Origin of the sequence: Pseudomonas sp. A34-9, from assembly GCF_029543085.1 — a bacterium.
Classification (GTDB): domain Bacteria; phylum Pseudomonadota; class Gammaproteobacteria; order Pseudomonadales; family Pseudomonadaceae; genus Aquipseudomonas.
In genome coordinates, this window is record NZ_CP119967.1 from 5,591,434 (window position 1) to 5,611,385 (window position 19,952).

Sequence of the window (19,952 nt, forward strand, 5' to 3'; positions counted from 1 at the left end):
GCTCCGCTTTTTCATGCAACCAGCCGATATCAGGCCAGTTTCTTGTGACGTACCCGGTGTGGCTGGGCAGCCGCTTCGCCAAGACGCTTTTTGCGATCCGCTTCGTACTCGGTGTAGTTACCTTCGAAGAACACCGCTTGCGAGTCGTCTTCGTACGCCAGGATGTGTGTCGCCACACGGTCAAGGAACCACCGATCGTGAGAGATCACAATGGCGGCGCCCGGGAAGTCCAGCAGGGCTTCTTCCAGCGAACGCAGGGTTTCAACGTCGAGGTCGTTGGACGGTTCGTCGAGCAGCAGGACGTTGCCGCCCTCCTTCAGGGTCAGCGCCAGGTGCAGACGACCGCGCTCACCACCGGACAGGTCCTTGACGAACTTCTGCTGATCGCCGCCCTTGAAGTTGAAACGACCGACGTAGGTGCGCGACGGGATCTCGTAGTTGCCGATGCGGATCTGGTCGGAACCGTCGGAGATTTGCTGGAATACAGTCTTGCTGCCATCCAGGTCGTCACGGCTCTGATCGACGCAGGCCAGTTGCACGGTTTCGCCGACTTCGATGCTGCCCGAATCCGGGGTTTCCTTGCCCATCAGCATGCGGAACAGGGTCGATTTACCGGCACCGTTACCACCGATCACGCCGACAATGGCGCCCTTGGGCATCGAGAACGACAGGTTGTCGATCAGCACGCGATCGCCGTAGCCCTTGGTGACGTTCTTGAATTCGATGACCTTGTCGCCCAGGCGTGGGCCGGCCGGGATGTAGATCTCGTTGGTTTCGCTGCGCTTCTGGAATTCCTGCGATTGCATTTCTTCGAAGCGTTGCAGACGTGCCTTGGATTTCGACTGGCGGGCTTTCGCGCCTTTGCGCACCCATTCCAGTTCTTCTTTCATGGCTTTTTCGTGCGCCGACTGCTGCTTGGATTCCGCAGCCAGTCGATCGGACTTGGCTTCAAGCCAACCCGAGTAGTTGCCTTCGTACGGGATGCCCGCGCCGCGGTCGAGTTCCAGAATCCAGCCGGCGACGTTGTCGAGGAAGTACCGGTCGTGCGTGATCGCAACCACGGTGCCCGGGAAGTCGTGCAGGAAGTGCTCCAGCCACGCTACCGAATCGGCGTCCAAGTGGTTGGTCGGTTCGTCGAGCAGCAGCATGTCCGGCGCGGACAGCAGCAGACGGCACAGGGCCACACGACGTTTTTCACCACCGGACAGGTGTTCTACTTTCGCGTCCCACGCCGGCAGACGCAGCGCATCGGCAGCGACTTCCAGTTGGCGCTCAAGGTTGTGACCGTCGCTGGCCTGCAGGATCGCTTCGAGCTTGGCTTGTTCGGCGGCCAGTTTGTCGAAGTCGGCATCCGGATCGGCGTAAGCGGCGTAGACCTCGTCCAGACGCGCTTGCGCATCCTTGATCACGCTAACGGCTTCCTCGACCACTTCACGCACGGTCTTGGTCGGATCAAGTTGTGGCTCTTGTGGCAGATAACCGATGTTCAGGTCCGGCATCGGACGGGCTTCGCCCTCGAACTCGGTGTCGACGCCGGCCATGATTTTCAGCAGCGTGGACTTACCCGAACCGTTGAGGCCGAGCACGCCGATTTTGGCGCCGGGGAAGAAGGACAGCGAAATGTTTTTGAGAATTTCCCGCTTCGGCGGAACAACTTTGCCCAGCCGATGCATGGTGAAGACGTATTGAGCCATGGAGAACCTTGGGTCAGTGACAGATGAATGATTGCAGCGCAGGCGAAGCCCGGCCAGACCATGCGCGTCGTTCACTTGATGGTTATCAATGCGTGCGCGCTGAAAAAGTCTGAGTCTAGGAGCTGGAACGCTCCCGCGTAACCGGCAAAGCTACCTGAATGACCGGTGGCAGTCCAGCCGTGCGGGGCTGGCACTTCGCCACGACTCAAGGCATGCTAGCCGCCCTTCGGGCGTCCGGCTTATAGTGCACGTCGCGCCAGTCCAGCCAAATCGCAGGATCACAGCTTGTCCAATGTCACTCCGCCAGCTTCTGTGAGCAGCACCCCACCGGCGCCCGGCTCGTCCCTGCGCGGTACATTAAAGGGTGCGCTGGCGACGCTTGTGCTTTTGTTGCTCGCATTGCTGTTCTGGCAACTGCTCGATCAACTACGAGAAACCCAGAAAAACCAGCGCCAGTACACCATCGATTACACCGCCGACCTCGCCTCGCAGGTCAGCCTGAACATGGCGCTGAACGCGCAAATCGCCCTCAATCTGTTACCGATCGTCGAACAACCGCAATCAGCCGACGAACAGCAGGCGCTGCTGCGCAAGCTCCAGCGATCGCTACCCGATCTGCGTAGCCTGGCGTTGCTCAGCCCCTCCGGGCGGATCATCAGCGACAGCGCCGTAGACAGCCACGACGCCGACTACCTGACCGAACTGGTCCGCCGCAGCCGCGCCCAGGCACATTATTTCAGTAACGCCGACGATGGCTCGGTGGTGCATCTGTTGCTGCATCAGGCCAGCGGCAGCACGCGCGGTTATTGGGCGTTACGCCTGACCCCGACCTTCTTCGACTCGCTGACCAAACAGGGTGACACCGGCCTGCGCCCATTGTGGCTGGTGGAAAACCGCGTCAATCATCAGATCATCCGTCGCGACGAAGCGCTGCCCTCGGCCAAGCCCGGCGTGCTGACCCCGGACGATCTGGCCAATACCGTGCTGACCGTACCGCTGAGCAGCAGCGACTGGCAGTTGCGTGGCCTGTTCGACCGGCAACGCGTGCTCGAAGAATTGCTCCCTGCGTTTATCGGCAAATGTCTGTTGGGCCTGGCGTTCTCGATGTTGCCGGTGATCGCGCTGTTGAACATGCGGCGCCGCCAGCGCCAGTTGCATGAGGGTCGCCGACGCTATCAGGACATTTTCGAAGGCACTGGCGTGGCCTTGTGTGTGCTGGATCTGTCCGGCCTGAAGCAGGTCTTCGACAAGGCGCAGATCCAGACCAGCGACCAGCTCAAGGCCTGGCTCGACCAACCGCAGCAACGCCAGCAACTGCTACAGGAATTGCGCGTCACCGAGGTCAACCAGGTCGCGTTGCAACTGCTCAACGTCAACTCTTGCGAGCACGCCTGGCAACTGTTGATCGATGGCCACCCACACCGGCAGTGCGCCATCGGCAATCAAGTCCTCGACGCCGTCCTGCAGCAACAAAAGCAGCTGGAACTGGAAATCAAACTGCCGGACATCAATGGCCGCGACCAGCACCTGTGGATGGTGTTGCGCCTGCCGACCGAGCAGCACGACTACAAAGCGGTGATCCTCAGCATCAATGACATCACCAGTCGCAAGCTGATCGAACTGTCGCTGCTCGAGCGCGAGGGGTTCTGGTCGGACGTGGTGCGCACCGTGCCGGATCATCTGTACGTGCAGGACGTGATCAGCCAGCGGATGATTTTCAGCAACCACCACCTCGGCCAGACTCTCGGTTACAACCGTACCGAACTGCACCAGATGGGCGAGTATTTCTGGGAAATCCTCCTGCATCCGGAAGATGCCGATTACTACCATCGCTCGCGCCAGTTGCAGCGCCACGCGGGTTACAGCCAGTTGCTGCAGTGTCAGTTGCGTTTCCGCCATCGCGACGGCAAATGGCGGCGTTTCGACATTCGCGAACAGGCCTTGGCCCGCGATAAACACGATCAGGTCACGCGGATCATCGGCGTGGCCAAGGACATTACCGAGCAGATCGAAGCCAGCGAGTCCCTGCGCGACAGCGAGCAGCGCTATCGCATGCTCGCCGAAAGTATCAGCGACGTGATTTTCTCCACCGACAGCAAACTCTCGCTGAACTACGTCAGCCCGTCGGTGCAAGCCGTGCTGGGTTATGACGCCGAGTGGATTTTCCAGAACGGCTGGCAATCGACCATCGCCAACCCGCAGCAACTGAGTGGCATCTACACGCTGATGGATCGGGTCAGCAAGGCGCTGGACAAACCCGAGCAACTGGCCGTGCTGCGCAGTCAGGTGCAGACGCAATTGTTCCTGTTCGATTGTCTGCGCGCCGATGGCCGCAAGATCCCGATCGAACTGCGCCTGGTGCTGGTGTGGGACGAGCACGGCGCGTTTGAGGGCGTGCTCGGTGTCGGTCGCGATATCAGCCAGCAGCGCCGCGCCGAGAAAGACCTGCGCATGGCCGCCACGGTATTCGAGCACTCGACCTCGGCGATTCTGATCACCGACCCGGCCGGTTACATCGTGCAGGCCAACGAAGCCTTCAGCCGCGTCAGTGGTTACGCGGTGAGCGAAGTGCTTGATCAGTTGCCGAACATGCTCACCGTCGACGAGCAACAAGACGCGCACCTGCGCTATGTGCTCAAACAACTGCATCAGCACAACACCTGGGAAGGCGAAGTCTGGCTCAAGCGGCGTAACGGCGAGCATTACCCGGCGTGGGTCGGCATCACCGCGGTACTCGACGACGAGGGCGACCTCGCCAGTTACGTGTGCTTCTTCAGCGACATCAGCGAACGCAAGGCCAGCGAGCAGCGCATTCACCGCCTCGCCTACTACGACGCCCTGACACATTTGCCGAACCGCACGCTGTTCCAGGATCGCCTGCACACGGCGCTGCAATCAGCTGAACGACAGAAGTCGTGGGTGGTGCTGATGTTCCTCGACCTCGACCGTTTCAAACCGATCAACGACTCGCTCGGCCACGCCGCCGGCGACCGCATGCTGAAAGACATGGCCACGCGCCTGCTGACCTGCGTCGACGATGACGACACCGTGGCGCGTATGGGCGGCGACGAGTTCACCTTGCTGTTGCAACACCGTTCCAGCCGCGAAATGGCGCTGAACCGGGCAATTCATGTCGCCGAACAGATTCTCGGCAGTCTGGTGCGGCCGTTTGTATTGGAAGGCCGCGAGTTCTTTGTCACTGCGAGTATCGGCATCGCCCTGAGTCCGCAGGACGGCAACGAACTCAGCCAGTTGATGAAGAACGCCGACACCGCGATGTACCACGCCAAGGAACGCGGCAAGAACAACTTCCAGTTCTATCAGGCGGACATGAACGCCAGTGCCCTGGAGCGTCTGGAACTGGAAAGCGACTTGCGCCACGCTCTGGAGCAGAACGAATTCGTCCTGTATTACCAGCCGCAATTCAGCGGCGACGGCAAGCGTCTGACCGGCGCCGAAGCGCTGTTGCGCTGGCGTCATCCGCGTCGCGGGCTGGTGCCGCCGGGGGACTTCATTCCTGTGCTGGAAGAACTCGGTCTGGTGGTGGACGTTGGCGACTGGGTGATCAGCGAGGCCTGCCGCCAACTGAAGACCTGGCACCAGAACCGTGTGCGCGTGCCGAAGGTCTCGGTGAACATCTCCGCGCGGCAGTTCTCCGATGGCCAACTCGGCACGCGGATCGCCACGATCCTGCGCGAAACCGGCCTGCCGCCGGCATGCCTGGAGCTGGAGCTGACCGAAAGTATCCTGATGCGCGAAGTCAGCGAGGCGATGCAGATTCTCGCCGGGCTGAAAAACCTTGGCTTGAGCATTGCGGTCGATGACTTCGGCACCGGTTACTCATCGCTGAACTACCTCAAGCAATTCCCGATCGACGTGCTGAAGATCGACCGCACGTTTGTCGATGGTTTGCCGTCGGGTGAGCAGGACGCGCAGATCGCCCGGGCAATCATCGCCATGGCGCACAGCCTGAATCTGGCGGTGATCGCCGAGGGCGTGGAAACCCATGAACAGCTGGACTTCCTGCGTGAGCATGGTTGCGACGAGGTTCAGGGGTATCTGTTCGGACGGCCGATGCCGGCAGGGCGGTTTGAGGCGCAGTTCAGCAATGATGCGCTCTTCATGTTCGACTGAAGATCTGCGCAGTGGCCGAAAAGATCGCAGCCTTCGGCAGCTCCTACAGGGATTGATGTCGATCACAGTATTCGGGATCAGCTCCGATTACTGTAGGAGCTGCCGCAGGCTGCGATCTTTTCAGGCCGGCACAATCACCATCTATCCGCGCATGAACGCCACTTGTCTGCGACATGATGTCGTTTCATATGCCATCCAAAACCCATTGGGTTAGAATGCCCCCCTTTTCTGCCCCCGATCCTTGAGGACCGCCATGTTCAGCCGTGATTTGACTATTGCCAAGTACGACGCCGACCTTTTTGCCGCCATGGAGCAAGAAGCTCAGCGCCAGGAAGAACACATTGAGCTGATCGCTTCGGAAAACTACACCAGCCCAGCGGTGATGGAAGCTCAAGGCTCGGTCCTGACCAACAAGTACGCTGAAGGCTATCCAGGCAAGCGTTACTACGGTGGTTGCGAGTACGTCGACATCGTTGAGCAACTGGCCATCGACCGTGCCAAAGAGCTGTTCGGCGCCGATTACGCCAACGTTCAGCCACACGCCGGTTCGCAAGCCAACGCTGCTGTTTACCTGGCCCTGCTGCAAGGTGGCGACACTATTCTGGGCATGAGCCTGGCTCACGGCGGTCACCTGACCCACGGTGCCAGCGTTTCCTCCTCCGGCAAACTGTACAACGCTGTGCAGTACGGCATCGACGCCAACGGCCTGATCGACTACGACGAAGTCGAGCGTCTGGCGGTTGAGCACAAGCCGAAAATGATCGTGGCCGGTTTCTCTGCCTACTCGCAGATTCTCGACTTCCCACGCTTCCGCGCTATCGCTGACAAAGTCGGCGCCTACCTGTTCGTCGACATGGCTCACGTAGCCGGTCTGGTTGCCGCTGGCGTTTACCCGAACCCGGTGCCTTTCGCTGACGTCGTGACCACCACCACGCACAAGACCCTGCGCGGTCCACGTGGCGGCCTGATCCTGGCGCGCGCCAACGCCGAGATCGAGAAGAAGCTCAACTCCGCGGTATTCCCGGGCGCCCAGGGTGGCCCGCTGGAGCACGTGATCGCTGCCAAGGCGATCTGCTTCAAGGAAGCGCTGCAGCCTGAGTTCAAGGCCTACCAGGAACAAGTGGTGTTGAATGCCCAGGCCATGGCCGAAGTGTTCATCGAGCGCGGTTTCGACGTGGTTTCCGGTGGCACCAAGAACCACCTGTTCCTGCTGTCGCTGATCAAGCAGGACATCTCCGGTAAAGACGCTGACGCCGCTCTGGGCAAAGCCTTCATCACCGTGAACAAGAACTCCGTGCCAAACGATCCACGCTCGCCGTTCGTCACTTCCGGCCTGCGTTTCGGTACCCCGGCTGTGACCACTCGCGGCTTCAAGCAAGCCGAGTGCAAAGAGCTGGCCGGCTGGATCTGCGACATCCTGGCTGACCTGAACAACGAAGCGGTGATCGACGCCGTTCGTGAGAAAGTCAAAGCCATCTGCAAGAAACTGCCGGTATACGGCGCTTAATCGCCACGTTAAATCCGCAGCATGAAAAACCGGCCAAGTGATTGGCCGGTTTTTTTTCGCCCCTGATTTCCCGTGTAGGAGCTGCCGAAGGCTGCGATCTTTTGATCTGGATCTTAAAAACAAGATCAAAAGATCGCGGCCTTCGGCAGCTCCTACGCGATTATGGCCACCGGTCAGACCGGTCATGCCAATTTCAATGTTTTCACTTGTCATCCCGAAAAAACCGAGCGTAGACTGCGCCTGCACTGGACATACCGGTAAGACCACAATAATTAAGTTCTGAATCTGATGCGCTCCAGGCGCACGGCAGCCAGGACACCGACCAGGATTCCTCCCATGCTCAGATGGTGCTCGCGTTCAATCTTCCTCCAAGTGGTTCTCGGACTGATGCTCGGCATCGTCTGCGGGCTGACCCTTCCTGAATACTCGGCCCAGCTCAAACCGCTCGGCGACGGTTTCATCAAACTGATCAAGATGCTCATCGGCCTCATCGTGTTCTGCGTGGTGGTCAGCGGCATCAGCGGCGCGGGCGATCTGAAGAAGGTCGGACGCATCGGCCTCAAATCGGTGATCTACTTCGAAGTGTTGACCACCATCGCGCTGGTGATCGGTCTGGTGTTCGCCTTCAGTACCGGCATCGGCAGCGGCGCGAATATCCATCTGGAGCAACTGTCCGCCGCCGACATGGGCGATATCGCCGAACGCGGCCAGCACATGCACACCACCACACAGTTCCTGATGGACCTGATCCCGACCTCGGTGATCGGAGCCTTCGCTGACAACAACATCCTGCAGGTGCTGCTGTTCTCGGTGTTGTTTGGCAGCGCCTTGAATCTGGTCGGCGAAGCCGCTTCCGGGATCTCCCGACTGATCAACGAACTGAGCCATGTGATCTTCCGCATCATGGGCATGATCGTGCGTCTGGCGCCGATCGGCGTGTTCGGCGCCATCGCCTTCACCACCAGCAAATATGGCCTCGACTCCCTGCAGCATCTGGGCAGCCTGGTCGGTTTGTTCTACCTGACCTGCATCGCTTTCGTCAGCGTGATTCTCGGTCTGGTGATGCGCGCCTCCGGCCTGCGCATGTGGCCATTGCTCAAGTACCTGCGTGAAGAATTGCTGATCGTGATGGGCACCGCCTCATCCGACGCAGTGTTGCCACAGATCATGCGCAAACTCGAACACCTCGGCATCGGCAGCTCGACGGTCGGCCTGGTGATCCCGACCGGGTACTCATTCAACCTCGACGGTTTTTCGATCTACCTGACCCTGGCCATCGTCTTCATCGCCAACGCCACCGGCACGCCGCTGGCCATGACCGACCTGCTGACGATTCTGCTGGTGTCGCTGATCACCTCTAAAGGTGCCCACGGCATTCCCGGTTCGGCGCTGGTGATTCTGGCGGCAACATTGACGGCAATTCCGGCGATCCCGGTGGTCGGTCTGGTTCTTGTGCTGGCGGTGGATTGGTTCATGGGCATCGGCCGGGCACTGACCAACCTGATCGGTAACTGTGTCGCCACGGTCGCGATCGCCCGTTGGGAAAAAGACATCGACGTACAACGCGCCAACAAAGTACTCAGCGGTCAGCAGGGCTACACCTTTCAACCGCGTAAACCAGCAACTCCGGCGCACCAGCAGGAGTTCTGATTTAACCCTGCAGGAGCTGCCGCAGGCTGCGATCTTTTGATCTTGAGTCTGCGGCGATCTCCCACAGGCAAATGGAGCTAGACAAGTGATTACCACATCAACCGTCGTCAACTCAGTCGTAGAGAAACTTCGCGCCGCATTGGCCCGTGGCCAGTGGCGCTCCGGCGACATGCTGCCGGGTCAGCGCGAACTGGCCGAACAACTGGGCATCAGCCGCCCAAGCCTGCGCGAAGCGGTCATCGTCCTGGAAACCCTCGGTCTGGTGCGCTCGATGCCGGGCAAAGGCGTGGTCGTACTCGACGCGCACATCGGCGACAGCCAGAGCCATGACAGCGCGGTCGCCGGCGCCAGCCTCGAAGACGTACTGCAACTGCGTTACACCCTTGAGCCGTTCATCGTTGGCCTGGTTGCACAGTCGATCAGCAGCAAGGAAGTCGGCCAATTGCGCCTGACGTTGATGGACATGCGCGAGGCCCTCGAGGCCGGTGACAGTGACGCCGGGGTCAGCGCCTACATCGCCTTTCACGAAGAGTTGTTCACGCTGACGTCGAATCCGATCTTCCAGAGCGTGGTGCAGCAAACCAGCAACGCCCTCAAGCAAAGCGCCGAGGTGCTGCGCAATTCTCCGGAACATCTGGCCGAACGCCTCGAAGAAAACGAAGCCGTGGTGCGCGCCATCCGCAGCAAAAACAGCGCCCAGGCCAGCGCCGAAATGCGTCGGCACATTCTGCGCGAAGGCCAGCGCATGGGCATTGAGCTGAACATCCCGGAAGACAACTTGAGTCGCTGATTTCTATTGGAGACAGGCCATGAACAGTTTCGCTTCACCCTCGCATGCTCAACCGACTGCCACGCCCCTGCCCTTCTCCCGGCTGCGGACGCCGGTGGAGGATTTGTATCCGCGACTGTTCGACGCGATTCTCGAGCAGCGCATCGATGCCGACAGCCGTTTTACCGAGGACAGTCTGAAGGACATGTTCAGCGCCAGCCGCGCCGATGTGCGGCGGGTACTGACACAACTTTCGCATGAGCAGGTCGTGGTACTGCGCGCCAATCATCGCCCGCGTGTCGCGGCGCCTGATCGGGAACAGACGCGACAGACCCTGCATGCACGGCGACTGACTGAGACCACGCTGGTGCGTCTGGCATGCCAGCGTCCGCAGGCTGACGGTTTGAAACGGCTGCGCGGGTTGATTGAGCGTGAGCGTCAGGCGGTTGAGCAGGATCGGCGCGGCGCGGCGATTCGCTTGTCGGGGGAGTTTCACCTGACGTTGGCGAAAATGGCGGGAAATGCACCGTTGGCGCATTTTCTCGGCAGTCTGGTGCCGCTGACGTCATTGGCGATTGCGCGATGTGAGTTCCAGACGCTTAGCTGTTGCGCATGGCAGGAGCATTTGGCACTGGTTGAGGCGGTGGAACATCGGGATGTTTCCAAAGCAGGCATCCTGATGAATCAACATCTGGATCATCTTGAGCAGACCTTGCTGGGTTCAGACCTTGAGCATTGTGCTGTCGGTTAAATGGCTATCGCGAGCAGGCTCACTCCTACATTTGAAATGCGTTCCCCTGTAGGAGTGAGCCCGCTCGCGATAGCGTCATGATTGACGCCGCAAAAACATCAGCCTGCAACAACCTTGGCAAACCCCGCCCGGATTTTCTCTTCCGGCAAATCATCAGCAATAAACACAATCACGCTTTCCCGCGCCTCACCCTCGGCCCATTCAGTGTCCCAGTCAAAGCCATAAAGCTTCAGCACGCCCTGAAACACCAGGCGCCGATCTTCACCAGCAATGCTCAGCACGCCTTTGTAACGCAGCAATTGCTTGCCATGGTCTTCGAGCAATTCATTCATGAACTCGCTGAGCTGATCGATATCCAGCGGCTGATCGGTGCGCAGCACCAGGCTGGAAATGCGATCAATCGACGGCGCCTTGCTCACTGGGCGAAGGCTCAATCCGCCGCCAAGATCGGCATTGAGGTTGAAGCCACGCACATCCAGCAGCTCAGCCAGATCAATGTTGCCATGCTCGACCACTCGCACTGGCGCACGACGGTTGATCCGCGTCAGGCGTTCGCTCAGCGCGGTGAACGTCGCTTCGTCGACCAGATCGGTCTTGCTCACCAGCAAGCGGTCGGCGAAACCAATCTGCGCCTGGGCGATGGTCTGGGTCAGGTGCACGTCTGCGTGCGCGGCATCGACCAAGGTGATGATGCCGTCGAGCAAGTAACGCTCGCGCAGTTCTTCGTCAATGAAGAAGGTCTGTGCCACCGGGGCCGGATCGGCCAGACCGGTGCACTCGATGACCAGGCGATCAAAGGCGATTTCGCCGCTGTCCAGCCGCTCAAGCAGCAGGTAAAGCGCTTTGGTCAGGTCGGTGTGAATGGTGCAGCAGACACAGCCGTTGGCCAGGGTCATGACCTGCACCGGTTCGTCACCCAACAGCTGAGTGTCGATACCGGCGTCGCTGAATTCGTTTTCGATCACGGCGATTTTCAGACCGTGCTCGGCTTTGAGGATATGGCGCAGCAAAGTGGTCTTGCCGGCGCCGAGGAAACCGCTGAGTACCGTGACCGGGATGGGAGAGGACAAAACTCGATCTCCTTTACAAAATGAATGAACAACACAAAAACAAATGTGGGAGCGAGCTTGCTCGCGAAAGCGGTGTGTCAGTCACCCATGTATCAACTGACACTCCGTATTCGCGAGCAGGCTCGCTCCCACAGGGGGATTACCTCAACCGCAGGCTGTCAGCTCAACAGCACTTCGGCCCACCCTTGCCACCGTAACGGGCTTCCTGACGTTCACGGAAGAACATCTCGTAGCTCATCACCGGTTTGTCCGGGTGCTTGGTTTGCATATGCTCGACGTAGGTGTCGTAGTCGGGCATGCCGACCATCAGGCGCGCGGCCTGACCGAGGTATTTACCGAGGCGACTCAGGTCATTGAACATGGTGCAATCCTCTGGTTACGCGTCCGGCAGGGCCTGAAATGGCGATTCTTTATCCGTACGCTCTTTTTTGCCCCAGGCGGCGATGCCGACCTTGAGTGCGTAGAACAGGATGCTGAAGACCACGAACAGGAACAGCGCGGTAAGCGTTGCGTTGGTGTAGGCGTTGAAGATCACGTGCTGCATCTGCTCGACGCTTTTTGCCGGTGCCAGCACCTGACCATTGGCCAGCGCATCGCTGTATTTCTTCGCCAGCGACAGGAAGCCGATCGCCGGGTTGGCATCGAACAGCTTGATGAAACCGGCAGTCGTGGTGCAGATCAACAGCCAGGCGGCTGGCAGCAGGGTGACCCAAATGTAGCGCTGACGCTTCATTTTGATCAGGACCACGGTGCCGAGCATCAGCGCAATACCGGCCAGCATCTGGTTGGAGATACCGAACAGCGGCCACAGGGTGTTGATGCCGCCCAGTGGATCGATCACGCCTTGATACAGCAACCAGCCCCACATCGCCACACAACCGGCGGTGGCGATCAGGTTGGCGGTCCACGATTCGGTACGTCTCAGTGCCGGAACGAAGGAGCCGAGCAGATCCTGCAGCATGAAACGTCCGGCACGGGTACCGGCGTCGACAGCCGTGAGGATGAACAGCGCTTCGAACAGGATCGCGAAGTGGTACCAGAACGCCATGGTGTTTTCACCCGGCAGGACACTGTGCAGGATCTGCGCGATACCGACCGCCAGGGTCGGCGCACCACCGGCACGGGCCAGGATGGTGGTTTCGCCAATGTCATGCGCCACTGCTTGCAACGCTTCCGGCGTGATCGCGAAGCCCCAACTGGAAACCACTTGCGCAACCGAGGCCACATCACTGCCGACCACGGCGGCCGGGCTGTTCATGGCGAAGTACACGCCAGGCTCGATCACCGAAGCGGCGACCATGGCCATGATGGCGACGAATGACTCCATCAGCATGCCGCCGTAACCGATGTAACGGGCGTTGGTTTCGTTATCCAACAGCTTCGGCGTGGTGCCCGAAGAAATCAGCGCGTGGAAACCGGAAACCGCACCGCACGCAATAGTGATGAACAGGAACGGGAACAGACCGCCCTTCCAGACTGGTCCAGTGCCGTCGACGAACTGGGTCAGCGCGGGCATTTTCAGCTCGGGCATGGTCACCAGAATGCCGATCGCCAGGGCGATGATGGTGCCGATCTTGAGGAACGTGGACAGATAGTCACGCGGTGCCAGAATCAGCCACACCGGCAGCGAAGCCGCGACGAAACCGTAGCCGACCAGCATCCAGGTAATCTGCACGCCAGTGAAGGTGAACGCCTTGGCCCACACCGGATCAGCGGCAATCTGCCCACCCAGCCAGATCGAACCGAGCAGCAGCAACACGCCGACCACGGAAATTTCGCCGATGCGGCCCGGGCGGATGTAGCGCATATAAATGCCCATGAACATCGCGATCGGGATGGTCGCCATCACGGTGAAGATACCCCACGGGCTCTCCGCCAGCGCCTTGACCACGATCAGCGCCAGCACCGCGAGGATGATGATCATGATCAGGAAGCAGCCGAACAGGGCGATGGTGCCGGGAATCCGGCCCATTTCTTCACGCACCATGTCGCCCAGGGATCGGCCGTTGCGCCGGGTCGACATGAACAGGACCATGAAGTCTTGTACTGCGCCCGCCAGCACCACGCCGGCAATCAGCCAGAGCGTGCCGGGCAAGTAGCCCATCTGCGCCGCCAATACCGGGCCGACCAGAGGTCCGGCGCCAGCGATCGCCGCGAAGTGGTGACCGAAAAGAATGTGTTTGTTGGTCGGCACATAGTCCAGACCATCGTTGTTGAGCACGGCGGGGGTGGCCCGACGCGGATCGAGTTGCATCACATTGTTAGCGATGAACAGGCTGTAGTAACGGTACGCAACCAGATAAATGGCCACGGCTGCGACCACGATCCACAAGGCGTTGATCGCCTCGCCTCGGCGCAATGCCACTACGCCCAGGGCGCACGCTCCTACGATTGCCAGCACTAGCCAGGGTAAGTGGCGTAGCAGGCTATTATTATTTTTCATTTTATTATTCCAGCCAGGGTGGACAAGAAAGACAGCCACCCCGAGTTTAGCGCTTACGGCGCCAAAGGCCATACCCCGACGTTGGTCTATCCGGCGCGTCTACGCTGGCACGCTTGAACAATGCGGGTCTATAGTCAGCGAACCTTCGGAGGATTGCGCCATGAGCGAGCACCCAGCCAACCGTCGTCGCTTCAAACGTATTGCGTTCGATGCCAGAACCGAGCTGAGTCAGGGCGAGTACATCTGGCCGGTCAAGCTGATCGACCTGTCGCTCAAAGGATTGCTGATCGAGCGGCCGGAGCCGTGGCTTGGGGATAAGGAAGAGGATTTTTTCGTCGACATTCATCTGAGCGATGACGTGAATATTCAGATGGATGTGCATCTGGCCCATGAGGATCACGGGCAACTGGGGTTTGTCTGCCGGCATATCAGCCTGGAATCGATCCAGCGCTTGCGGCGGTTGATCGAGCTGAATCTGGCTGACGAAGCCGAACTGGAACGCGAACTGGGTGCCCTGATCGAAATCTGATCATAGACTGCTGAAGCCCTGTAGGAGCTGCCGCAGGCTGCGATCTTTTGACGTTGTTTTCAAGATCAAAAGATCGCAGCCTGCGGCAGCTCCTACAGGGAATGTCTGGTTATTCAAAAAGGGCGTCGAGGGCCTGTTCGAGGCGGGTGACGGCGATGATCTGCAAGCCTGGCGGGGATTCCTTTGGCGCATTGCCTTTGGGCACGATCGCGCGCTTGAAGCCATGCTTGGCCGCTTCCTTCAAACGCTCCTGACCGCTTGGCACGGGGCGAACTTCTCCAGACAATCCGACCTCGCCAAACACCAGCAGATCATGCGGCAACGGTCGATTGCGCAAACTCGACATGACCGCCGCCATCAGCGCCAGGTCAGACGCCGTCTCCAGCACCTTCACCCCACCGACCACATTGAGGAACACATCCTGATCGTGAGTCGGAATTCCACCGTGGCGATGCAAAACCGCGAGCAACATCGCCAAACGGTTCTGATCCAGGCCCAACGTCACCCGTCGCGGGTTGGCCAGATGGCTGTCATCGACCAGCGCCTGCACTTCCACCAGCATCGGGCGGGTGCCTTCCCATGTCGCCATGACCACACTGCCCGGTACTTCTTCCTGCGCGCGAGTGAGAAAAATCGCCGAAGGGTTGGAGACTTCTTTCAAACCCTTGTCGGTCATGCCAAAAACACCCAACTCGTTGACCGCACCGAAACGGTTTTTCACCGCACGCAACAAACGCAGACGTCCATCGGACTCGCCTTCGAAATAAAGCACGGTGTCGACCATGTGTTCGAGCACGCGGGGGCCGGCCAGCGCGCCTTCCTTGGTGACGTGGCCGACGAGGAAAATCGCCGTGCCGCTCTGCTTGGCGTAACGCACCAGCAGCGCTGCACTTTCCCGCACCTGAGAGACGCCACCGGGTGCCGATTGCAACTGTTCGGTGAAGATCGTCTGGATCGAGTCGATCACCATCACCTTGGGCTTTTCCTGACGGGCCGTGGCGATGATGGTTTCGATGCAGGTTTCGGTCATCACCCGCAGTTGATCCTGCGGCAAGCCGAGGCGGCGCGCGCGCATGGCTACTTGCTGTTGGGATTCTTCACCGGTGACGTAAAGCGCTGGCATGCTCTTGGCGAGGTTGCACAGGGTCTGCAACAGGATCGTCGATTTGCCGATCCCCGGATCACCACCGATCAGGACCACCGAGCCATCGACCAGCCCCCCGCCGAGTACGCGATCCAGCTCACCCGAAGCGGTGGAGAAGCGCGGAATCTCTTCGATGCTGACTTCGGCCAGTGTCTTTATCTGAGCCTGCTGCCCGGCCCAGCCGGTGCGGCCGGTCGGTGCCGTGGCGCCACCGCTTTCGATCATGGTCTCGGTCAGGGTGTTCCAGGCACCGCACTCACCGCACTGGCCGGCCCACTTGGGAAAGGTTGCGCCGCACTCGGTGCAGCCGTACATGCGCTTGGCCTTGGCCATCAGAACCCCCGACAAAAACCGCGATGATAACGCACGTGCTGCCGATCAGCGCGGCGCAGCACTACGGATTTCGCCACTGGCCAGACGCGCGGCGCTATTGCCCAACGGATCTTCGGCATTCAGGTCAGCGCCCCTGGCCTTCAGCGCATCGAGCAATTCAAGACGCTTGAACAGCCCGGCGTACATGGCCGCCGTCTGTCCGGCGCCGTTGCGCTGATCGGGGCTGCAATCGGTGGCCATCAAACGCCGGGCGATCTGTAATTCACCTTTGAAAATCGCCCCCATCAGCGCCGTGTTGCCGCGTTGGTCCTGGGCACAGGCATCGGCGCCGGCAGCGAGCAAACGTTCCACCGCCGGTGCCTGGCCGTGATAAGCCGCCAGAATCAGCGCGGTGTAACCCTTGCTGTCGCGGGTGTCGAGGGAATAACCCGACTCGATGAACGTATCGAGCATCGGCACATCACCGCGCCGGGCCGCGTCGAAGTAGTAGTCCTGCAACTGGGCTTTGATCGCATCGGGACTCTGCTCGACCGGTGCCGCCCATGCCCCGAGAGACAGGCAACCGGCTAACAGTAAAAGACAGATTCGCATCAGCAGTCTCCTTGAACGGAACGGGGCCTGACTCAGGCCCCGTGTGCGCTACGTCGTTATCAGTCGACCAGTTTGGCCGCCAACGCCTTGACCCGGCTCAGGTCCCCTTTGGCCACTTCCGTGACGCCGGTGCCGTATTCCGGATCAGCCTTATAAAGGAAGGACAGGATGATGTGCTTGCTCTCGTCATCGGTGCTGGCCAACGAGCCACCGAAGCTGTCGATCAGGTCCCGGCGCTCTTTCTTGCTGAACGAGCGATACAGATCGCCGGCCTGCTTGAAGTTCTGCTCACGCTGGATCTTCGCTTGTTGAGTGCTACCCGACAGCGGCAACTGGCTGTAACGCGCGTTTGGCGTCTCGTCACGGGGTTGCAGACGGCTTGGCTGATAGTTCACACCGCTGTTGCTGGCGCCGAAGTTCATCGCACCGTCCTGATTGCCATTATTCACGGCAACTTTCGCTGCATTGATCGGCAATTGCAGGGCATTGGCACCCAGGCGATACATTTGCGTATCGGCATAAGAGAACACTCGGCCTTGCAATAAACGGTCTTCGGAAGGCTCGATACCCGGGACAATATTCGCCGGTGCCATCGCTACTTGTTCGGTTTCCTGGAAGACATTTGCCGGATTACGGTTCAACACCATTTGTCCAACTTTTCGTTCAGGAATACCTGGCCAGATCTTGGTGGCGTCCAATGGATCAAAATCAAACTTGGACAAATCTTGTGGTTTCAACACTTGAATGTACAAGTCCCATTTCGGGAAGTTACCTTTATTAATATTGCTCACCAGATCATTGGTCATATGACTGTAGTCTTGACCCTGAACTTTGGCGACCTGTTCCGGAGTCAGATTTTTAAGTCCCTGCAAACTCTTCCAGTGAAACTTGACGTAGTGAACTTCACCCTTGGCGTTGATCAACTTGTAAGCGTGTACACCGTTACCGTCCATTTCCCGATAACTGGCTGGAGTTCCCGAGTTCGAATACAACTCGGTCAACGTACGGGTGGCTTCCGGCACATGGGAGAAGAAGTCGAATCGGCGCGAATCGTCATCAAGGTTCGTCCGCGGGTCCGGCTTGAACGCGTGCACCATATCGGGAAACTTGATCGCGTCACGGATGAAAAAGGTCGGGAAATTGTTGCCCACCAGGTCCCAGTTGCCGTCGGCCGTGTAGAACTTGGTGGCGAAACCCCGTGGATCTCGCAAGGTTTCCGGCGAGTGATTGCCGTGCACCACGGCAGAGAAGCGCACGAATACCGGCGTGCTCTGGCCGGCGGCAAACACCTTGGCCTTGCTCAGGTCGCTGAGATCGTCAGTCACCGTGAAGGTGCCATGGGCACCGGTACCGCGTGCGTGAACCACGCGCTCGGGAATACGCTCGCGATCAAAGCGCTGCAGCTTCTGAATCAGTTGTACATCCTGCAGCAGCACCGGGCCGCTGGCGCCGGCGGTCTGCGAGTTCTGATTGTCGCCGACCGCTGCACCGTTATCGCGGGTCAGCGGCGCTGCGTTAACGGAAAAGGTCAGCAGGCTCGCGGTGAGTACACCGAGCGTGCGGCGACGGGGAAAAGCCCCCAGTCCAAGTGCGGAGTTCATATCAGGATCCTCTGGTTGTTTTGGGGCGCATCCAGATGCGCCAAGCCAAGGCTAGAGGCCTGCGGCGTCGAACATAAATAGAAAGAACGTAACACCGTGATTGATAAAATTGGCTTCCTGATCAGCGAGTTACGGGATATTTCGCGCGCGATTGATGGCACTTTGCAAACTAATCGTCGATTGATGTGTCGATAAAAACGGGCATTGTAAGAAGGTGTTTCGCGCAGGACGCGTTTTGCTGATTTACACTGCGTACACCAAACTCATCTGTAACAAGGAAATAACTATGGGCGTGCTAAGCGAGTTCAAGGCCTTCGCGGTCAAAGGCAATGTGGTCGACATGGCCGTCGGTATCATCATCGGTGCCGCCTTCGGCAAAATCGTTTCGTCGTTTGTCGGTGACGTGATCATGCCGCCAATCGGCCTGTTGATCGGTGGGGTGGACTTCAGTGATTTAGCCATCACGCTCAAAGCCGCCGAGGGCAATGCGCCCGCGGTCATGCTGGCCTATGGCAAGTTCATCCAGAGCGTTCTGGACTTCGTGATCGTCGCTTTCGCGATCTTCATGGGCGTCAAAGCCATCAACCGCCTCAAACGCGAAGAAGCCGTGGCGCCAACCCTGCCACCGGTTCCGACCAAGGAAGAAGAGTTGCTGGGCGAGATCCGCGACTTGCTCAAGGCCCAGAACACCCGGCCCTGAATGCTGTGCACGATAAAAACAACGGCGCCTGCGAGGCGCCGTTTGTTTACCAGTAGTTTTCCACGGCCACCTGCCCGGGCCGACGGGTCAGGCTCAGGCTCATGTGGCGCTTTTTCAGCAACGCGCGAGTGTCATCGATCATCTGCGGATTGCCACACAGCATGACCCGCGAGTGTTCCACCGAAAGCGCCACACCCGCGGCACGTTCCAGTTCACCGTTTTCAATCAATGTGGTGATGCGCCCGTGCAGTGCGCCAGGATGCACTTCACGCGTCACTGTCGCGATGAACTGCAATTTGTGCGCATATTCGCTGAGGTATTCACGCTGCGTGAGCCCGGCTATCAACTGCTGATACGCCAGTTCCCGCGCTTCGCGCACGCTGTACACCAGAATGATGCGCTCGAATTTTTCCCAGACTTCGAAGTCCTGCAGAATCGACAGAAACGGCGCCACCCCGGTGCCCGTCGATAACAGCCATAGATCGCGGCCGTCGACAAAGCGATCAAGAGTCAGATACCCGAAAGCCTGGCGATCCACGAGCAAGGTGTCGCCGACCCTGAGACGACTCAGCTCACTGGTGAATTCACCGCCCGGCACCACGATGGAAAAGAACTCAAGAAACTCGTCAAAAGGCGACGACACCATCGAATAAGCCCGCCACACGATACTGCCATCGGCTTTGGTCACACCCAGCCTGGCGAACTGCCCTGCACGGAAACGAAAACCTGCGTCACGGCTGGTTCGCAAGGTAAACAGGCTCGGGGTCAAAGGCTGTACCTCGAGCAACGTCTGTGTGGTGAATTTCTCTGCGCTGGCGGTCATGGGGTACTCCATTGAACGATTGCCGTCAGTGTCGCGCAAATCGACCGCATCAAACACCGACAATGAGTAATGCCATTCGCCTACGTGAATGGAATTCAACTCATTAATAAAACTTCAGTATTTAGAATTTAGGATGACAACTTAAATACCAAACTCGGCCAATCGCTAAGAACCTTTTATAAAAACATTCTCACCTTCAATATCGAAAAAATT

General features: G+C 59.1%; 15 protein-coding genes. 7 read left to right on the top strand and 8 right to left on the bottom strand.

The features are described from left to right. Positions 1-29: 29 nt before the first annotated feature. Complete coding sequence (gene ettA / locus P3G59_RS25005) at positions 30-1,694, bottom strand: energy-dependent translational throttle protein EttA (protein WP_038361738.1); 1,665 nt, start codon at positions 1,692-1,694, stop codon at positions 30-32. A gap of 285 nt (positions 1,695-1,979) precedes the next feature. On the opposite strand from ettA, the gene morA reads away from it, so the two are divergent. The 5 genes from morA (at position 1,980) to P3G59_RS25030 (ending at position 10,505) form a co-directional block, all read left to right on the top strand. Next, positions 1,980-5,828, top strand: a complete 3,849-nt coding sequence (morA, locus tag P3G59_RS25010; protein ID WP_277759364.1) for a cyclic di-GMP receptor MorA — start codon at positions 1,980-1,982, stop codon at positions 5,826-5,828. Positions 5,829-6,081: 253 nt separating this feature from the next. Continuing rightward, positions 6,082-7,335, top strand: coding sequence for a serine hydroxymethyltransferase (glyA, locus tag P3G59_RS25015; protein WP_236428360.1), 1,254 nt, complete (start codon positions 6,082-6,084; stop codon positions 7,333-7,335). 336 nt (positions 7,336-7,671) lie between these two features. Beyond that, positions 7,672-8,985, top strand: a complete 1,314-nt coding sequence (locus P3G59_RS25020) for a C4-dicarboxylate transporter DctA (protein ID WP_277759365.1) — start codon at positions 7,672-7,674, stop codon at positions 8,983-8,985. 85 nt (positions 8,986-9,070) lie between these two features. Continuing rightward, positions 9,071-9,775 (top strand): FadR/GntR family transcriptional regulator, encoded by a 705-nt coding sequence (locus P3G59_RS25025; RefSeq protein ID WP_277759366.1) that lies wholly within the window; start codon positions 9,071-9,073, stop codon positions 9,773-9,775. Positions 9,776-9,794: 19 nt separating this feature from the next. Next, positions 9,795-10,505, top strand: coding sequence for a GntR family transcriptional regulator (locus P3G59_RS25030; RefSeq protein WP_277759367.1), 711 nt, complete (start codon positions 9,795-9,797; stop codon positions 10,503-10,505). A gap of 98 nt (positions 10,506-10,603) precedes the next feature. On the opposite strand, the gene yjiA is transcribed toward P3G59_RS25030, so the two are convergent. The 3 genes from yjiA to P3G59_RS25045 form a co-directional block, all read right to left on the bottom strand. Continuing rightward, positions 10,604-11,575, bottom strand: a complete 972-nt coding sequence (yjiA, locus tag P3G59_RS25035; RefSeq protein ID WP_277759368.1) for a GTPase — start codon at positions 11,573-11,575, stop codon at positions 10,604-10,606. A gap of 163 nt (positions 11,576-11,738) precedes the next feature. Further along, the gene (locus tag P3G59_RS25040; protein ID WP_003228401.1) at positions 11,739-11,936 is read right to left on the bottom strand and encodes a YbdD/YjiX family protein; all 198 of its coding nucleotides are present in this window, start codon (positions 11,934-11,936) and stop codon (positions 11,739-11,741) included. Between the two features lie 15 nt (positions 11,937-11,951). Then, entirely contained in the window at positions 11,952-14,018 is a 2,067-nt protein-coding gene (locus P3G59_RS25045) for a carbon starvation CstA family protein (protein WP_242206996.1), read from the bottom strand. A gap of 160 nt (positions 14,019-14,178) precedes the next feature. Here P3G59_RS25045 and P3G59_RS25050 point away from each other — a divergent pair, with 160 nt between their 5' ends. Beyond that, complete coding sequence (locus P3G59_RS25050; protein ID WP_277759369.1) at positions 14,179-14,547, top strand: PilZ domain-containing protein; 369 nt, start codon at positions 14,179-14,181, stop codon at positions 14,545-14,547. A gap of 109 nt (positions 14,548-14,656) precedes the next feature. On the opposite strand, the gene radA is transcribed toward P3G59_RS25050, so the two are convergent. The 3 genes from radA to katB are packed head-to-tail and all read right to left on the bottom strand — an operon-like array spanning position 14,657 to position 18,216. Next, the gene (gene radA / locus P3G59_RS25055; RefSeq protein WP_007909773.1) at positions 14,657-16,024 is read right to left on the bottom strand and encodes a DNA repair protein RadA; all 1,368 of its coding nucleotides are present in this window, start codon (positions 16,022-16,024) and stop codon (positions 14,657-14,659) included. A gap of 45 nt (positions 16,025-16,069) precedes the next feature. After that, positions 16,070-16,615 (bottom strand): ankyrin repeat domain-containing protein, encoded by a 546-nt coding sequence (locus P3G59_RS25060; protein WP_277759370.1) that lies wholly within the window; start codon positions 16,613-16,615, stop codon positions 16,070-16,072. Positions 16,616-16,674: 59 nt separating this feature from the next. Further along, complete coding sequence (gene katB, locus P3G59_RS25065) at positions 16,675-18,216, bottom strand: catalase KatB (protein WP_277759371.1); 1,542 nt, start codon at positions 18,214-18,216, stop codon at positions 16,675-16,677. A gap of 286 nt (positions 18,217-18,502) precedes the next feature. Between katB and mscL the strand changes: the two genes are divergently transcribed. Beyond that, a complete protein-coding gene (gene mscL, locus P3G59_RS25070; RefSeq protein ID WP_007909770.1) occupies positions 18,503-18,916 on the top strand; it encodes a large-conductance mechanosensitive channel protein MscL in 414 nt (137 codons plus the stop codon). A 46-nt stretch (positions 18,917-18,962) separates the two neighbouring features. Here mscL and P3G59_RS25075 read toward each other — a convergent pair whose 3' ends face one another. Continuing rightward, a complete protein-coding gene (locus P3G59_RS25075) occupies positions 18,963-19,739 on the bottom strand; it encodes a ferredoxin--NADP reductase (protein WP_277759372.1) in 777 nt (258 codons plus the stop codon). Positions 19,740-19,952: the final 213 nt, after the last annotated feature.

Bases quoted from the DNA above. Each gene is read 5' to 3' on its own strand.
- ettA (WP_038361738.1), bottom strand. From the start codon at position 1,694: ATGGCTCAATACGTCTTCACCATGCATCGGCTGGGCAAAGTTGTTCCG.
- glyA (WP_236428360.1), top strand. From the start codon at position 6,082: ATGTTCAGCCGTGATTTGACTATTGCCAAGTACGACGCCGACCTTTTT.
- P3G59_RS25020 (WP_277759365.1), top strand. From the start codon at position 7,672: ATGCTCAGATGGTGCTCGCGTTCAATCTTCCTCCAAGTGGTTCTCGGA.
- P3G59_RS25030 (WP_277759367.1), top strand. From the start codon at position 9,795: ATGAACAGTTTCGCTTCACCCTCGCATGCTCAACCGACTGCCACGCCC.
- P3G59_RS25040 (WP_003228401.1), bottom strand. From the start codon at position 11,936: ATGTTCAATGACCTGAGTCGCCTCGGTAAATACCTCGGTCAGGCCGCG.
- P3G59_RS25045 (WP_242206996.1), bottom strand. From the start codon at position 14,018: ATGAAAAATAATAATAGCCTGCTACGCCACTTACCCTGGCTAGTGCTG.
- P3G59_RS25050 (WP_277759369.1), top strand. From the start codon at position 14,179: ATGAGCGAGCACCCAGCCAACCGTCGTCGCTTCAAACGTATTGCGTTC.
- radA (WP_007909773.1), bottom strand. From the start codon at position 16,024: ATGGCCAAGGCCAAGCGCATGTACGGCTGCACCGAGTGCGGCGCAACC.
- P3G59_RS25060 (WP_277759370.1), bottom strand. From the start codon at position 16,615: ATGCGAATCTGTCTTTTACTGTTAGCCGGTTGCCTGTCTCTCGGGGCA.
- katB (WP_277759371.1), bottom strand. From the start codon at position 18,216: ATGAACTCCGCACTTGGACTGGGGGCTTTTCCCCGTCGCCGCACGCTC.
- mscL (WP_007909770.1), top strand. From the start codon at position 18,503: ATGGGCGTGCTAAGCGAGTTCAAGGCCTTCGCGGTCAAAGGCAATGTG.
- P3G59_RS25075 (WP_277759372.1), bottom strand. From the start codon at position 19,739: ATGACCGCCAGCGCAGAGAAATTCACCACACAGACGTTGCTCGAGGTA.